Below are 3974 nucleotides of genomic sequence, written 5' to 3' on the forward strand. Positions count from 1 at the left end.
AAAAAAAGATGACAGATAGTCACCAATCAAATATTGTTCGACCTGCTTTAAAATGAAAGTGGGGTCAAAATACCCCACTATTAATTTAAAGCTTTTTAGATTAGACCCCTCAATTATTTAAAGGGCCAATTTTAACAAAAAGTGATTCTTCCCTCGCAAAGAAATCATTGATTAAACCTCAGTTTCTTCAAACTGTACTTTTTGTTAAAGTTAACATTGCAATAACTATAAAATCAACTTTACAAAGGAGCTTTAAGAAATATTTACAATTATTCATAAATAGTGATTTATTTAGTTACTGTTAAATTAATAGTTTGATTCAATGTACAAATATACGATCTATAATCTTATAAAAATGCATAACATATAAATAGTTAAATAAGAACATACTAGCAAAAATTGAAATAAATGCACAAAACCAACCGCTACCAATAAAAGTAGTCCATACATAATACATAGCAAAGTATAATGCTATTATGATAGGAATAAAAATGATATTATAAGTTATCAACTCTATAGAAATATCTTTCTTAATATTTTCATTTATATTTTTTAAATATGTTATAAATGTAATAAGTACTATTATTGCGCATGCAATAGATATTGGAGTAAAAAAGCTGAATGTAGCAAAACTTAGTAATATTTCATATATATTTTCTGTTTGTTCACCAAAAAAACCAAAGTTATATAAGAAAATAACTAATACAATATTTATAATGTTAAAAATGATATTAGACATATAATAATTATATTGGTTCATTACATGATATATTTTTTTCATAAAAATCCTTCCTTTTGTTTTTAATTTTATGCAAATTTATAAACTATAAATAGAATGAAGAAGTTTTTGACCTTCACTTGTATATCTTAATTGACAGATTTTTAAATTATATGATCAAGTGATTTTATAAGCGTGATTAAGGAATAGAGTACATATATTTTTTTCAAAATCTAAATTGTAAAAACTTATATTCTAGTTCGACATAATAAATTATGATAAAATGATAATTTAAAGCATATAATAATGGTGTTTAATAATCAGCAAACAGTGAAGAACATTTAACTAGATTTTATAAAAGATATACTATTTTCGTTCATATAGCATTATCCTAAACGATTTTTTTAGTTATGTTTAAAAAATCTTTTTATTCGTTGTTATTATGTTCAATATTTACTTTCACTTAAAAATATTTTTATCAAAAAATAGTAAAATATATTTTAATGCAGTTTCATTATTTAAATTTATTGTAACTGATTAAATAATGTTAAAAAATCAATGAAAAACAATTACCATGGAAAGTGTTTTTTTATAATTTTATAGCTAAACTTTTATTTCTATAAAAATTTTATCATAAACAAATACTTCTTTATATACTATTTGTGTAAGTGGTAATTTATTTGCGTAAGTGGTATGAATATTTATATCCATATTTGATTTATTAGTAAGCGACAAATCAATGAGAATACAAAAAAGGGTTAATAAAAAGATGCCACTATGGTCAAATGTATATGACGGGTGGCGAGAGCCACTATGTTCGCTATATGAGAGCCACCACTAAACCGCTAGTTAGAGCCACATCGTCCGTTAAGAGAGCCAGTCCATGCAGACTGGCTTCTTAGCTATTTGAGTTTTGAATATTCTTCTCTCATGGAAGCACCTTCCAGTAATATTTTATAAGAACTATTGATGATTCGATCTAATATGGCATCTGCTATCGGTCCACCACCAAGTTTTTGATACCATCCTTCAGGTGTCCATTGACTACAAAGTATTGTTGATTTTTTATTACATCTCAATTCCATGATTTCAAGAATGCTGTTGACTTCTGTTTCATTTACTGATGATAATAAAAATTCATCGATGATAAGTAGATCAAGTTTTCCCAACTGCTTCATCATCTTGCGATATGCTCCTTGAATTCTGGCTGTTTCTAAATCCATAAGCAGTTCTGGCAAACGTATATATTTTACACGTTTTCTTGAGCGACATGCATGGACACCTAATGCGTTTGAAATCCAGGTCTTTCCACATCCTGACGCTCCAGCTATTACGACGTTAAGTCCTTCTTCAATATATTGATTGGTTGACAGTTCTTCTATCAATGCCTTATCAATTTTTCTTTCAGGTTTATAATTGATTTGTTCCAGACATGCTGTAGAATCATAAAAGTTTGCATTTCTGATATTTCTTTCAATCGTATGATTCACTCTTGAATCATATTCTAAATCTACCAGTAACGTAAGTCTGTCATCAAAACTCATTTTCTGGTACTCGGGTTTCCCTTTTTGATCTTGATATGCCTCTGCAAATTTAGACAATTTCATTTTCTTTAATTTCTCTATTGTTTGCTCACTCATTTTTTGTTTCCTCCATAATATTCTTCGCCACGCACATATGCATGGCTTGTATCAACTTCAATCTGTTTTCTATTTTTATTATTTTTATATTCTATATCTTGACCAGATTCTAAAATCAATCTAATATTTTTAAATGAAGGTTGTGTAATGTGTTCAAGCGCCAACTGACATGCATTTTCCAACCTTTCCGCACTGTATTTATCTGAAAGCTTCAGTAATGATATACAACTTTTATATGACTGCTCTTCAACCTTATATCTACTGATAAGTCTATGAATGACTTCGTAAGTGTTTTCTCCAATCCCTTTTGCCCATTTTTCAAATCTTTCTTTATTCCATTCAAATAGCTTATGGTTTTCGGGCATATGATCATTGTTGGTTGAATATTGATTTGCACGACCATGAAGTCTTGCATGACTGCATATGCGTGTTCCTTTATAATAAATCTCAACAATGCTATTTGTTTGTCTGACTTCGACTCTTTTACCAACATACTCATAGGGAACAGAGTAGTTCATCTTATTAACCTGAATGTGATAGTTCATCTGAACTGTTGCCATTTTCCATTCGCTCAGTTCAAATGGTTCAGGTGGTAAAGGCATCATGAATTCTTTTTCTTCCTCTTCATATACACTCTTGCGAGATCCTTCTCTTTTTTGGAACGGATTGTTGTTAAATTTATCCAGTTCTATGGAAATTGCCTTATTAAGAGAATGAAAGCTGAAGAATTTTCTGTTGCGTAATCTGCCTATAATATAATTGGTGACATTGCCAACAGTTCCTTCGACCGCAGCCTTGTCTTTAGGTCTCTTTACTCTGGCAGGTACAATAGATGTGTCATAGTAATCAGCCATTTCCTGATATACTTTGTTGATGATGGGGTCTTCATACTTTTTGTGATGAGTAACACCTGTTTTTAAATTATCAGGAACTAAAAGTCTAGTCACACCATCAAAATAATTGTACATTTGGATATGGCATTGAATCCATTCCTCCTGTTTCATACTTTTGCACGCATAAACGTACGTATACATACTGAATGGTAAAGTCGCAACAAAAAGATATGCTTTTGTGACTTCACCTGTTAATCGATCATACACATTCATGGTACTGCCACACCAGTCCACCATGACTCTATCACCAGGTTTGTGATTGATATGCATGGTCAATTTATGCTTCTTGACATAATCATTGTACAGCTTATTGAATTGAGTGCGATGATAATAGGGAAGTTTTGCATCGGTACATGACATAACGTATTCTTCCCATAATCCTTTCAGAGTTGTACTAGGCTTTAAAAGTTCCTTATGGACATATTCAAAATCTGGGACCTGCTGAACAGGAACATACTTTTTTTCAGGGAACAAAAGTTCATCAAGAGAGCTTTCATCCATTGTTTGAAACTGAACCCAGCTCAACCCAGTCTGATCGGCAGCTTTAAAAACTTTACTAACAGTATTGCGTGACAAATGTAAAGAGGAAGCAATCGATCTTTGACTTTCGCCTTTAAATCTCCTTTCTAAAATTCTTTTGATTTCTTGCATAAAAAACACCTCCTATAAGTTTGCAAGGTAGATAAAAATATCTACAAATTAATATTACAACTTATAGAAGGT

The 3974-nt window shown here is 30.5% G+C and carries 3 protein-coding genes; all 3 read right to left on the reverse strand.

Annotated elements, in window-relative coordinates; genetic code table 11:
- Positions 1–319: 319 nt before the first annotated feature.
- Positions 320–781 carry a hypothetical protein gene (locus B5G32_RS13215; protein WP_087304612.1) on the reverse strand — a complete coding sequence of 154 codons (462 nt, stop codon included), beginning with the start codon at positions 779–781 and terminating at the stop codon, positions 320–322.
- 839 nt (positions 782–1620) lie between these two features.
- Complete coding sequence (istB, locus tag B5G32_RS13220) at positions 1621–2358, reverse strand: IS21-like element helper ATPase IstB (protein WP_087936928.1); 738 nt, start codon at positions 2356–2358, stop codon at positions 1621–1623.
- Positions 2355–3902: an IS21 family transposase gene (istA, locus tag B5G32_RS13225; protein WP_087936929.1), complete on the reverse strand. Its 1548-nt coding sequence runs from the start codon at positions 3900–3902 to the stop codon at positions 2355–2357. Before istA ends, istB begins: the two co-directional genes overlap by 4 nt.
- Positions 3903–3974 lie beyond the last annotated feature (72 nt).

The organism is Massilimicrobiota sp. An80 (assembly GCF_002159255.1).
Lineage (GTDB): Bacteria > Bacillota_I > Bacilli_A > Erysipelotrichales > Coprobacillaceae > Allocoprobacillus > Allocoprobacillus merdigallinarum.

What these genes read in the sequence shown, in the direction of transcription:
- B5G32_RS13215 (WP_087304612.1), bottom strand. Translation starts at nt 781, where the DNA reads ATGAAAAAAATATATCATGTAATGAACCAATATAATTATTATATGTCT.
- istB (WP_087936928.1), bottom strand. Translation starts at nt 2,358, where the DNA reads ATGAGTGAGCAAACAATAGAGAAATTAAAGAAAATGAAATTGTCTAAA.
- istA (WP_087936929.1), bottom strand. Translation starts at nt 3,902, where the DNA reads ATGCAAGAAATCAAAAGAATTTTAGAAAGGAGATTTAAAGGCGAAAGT.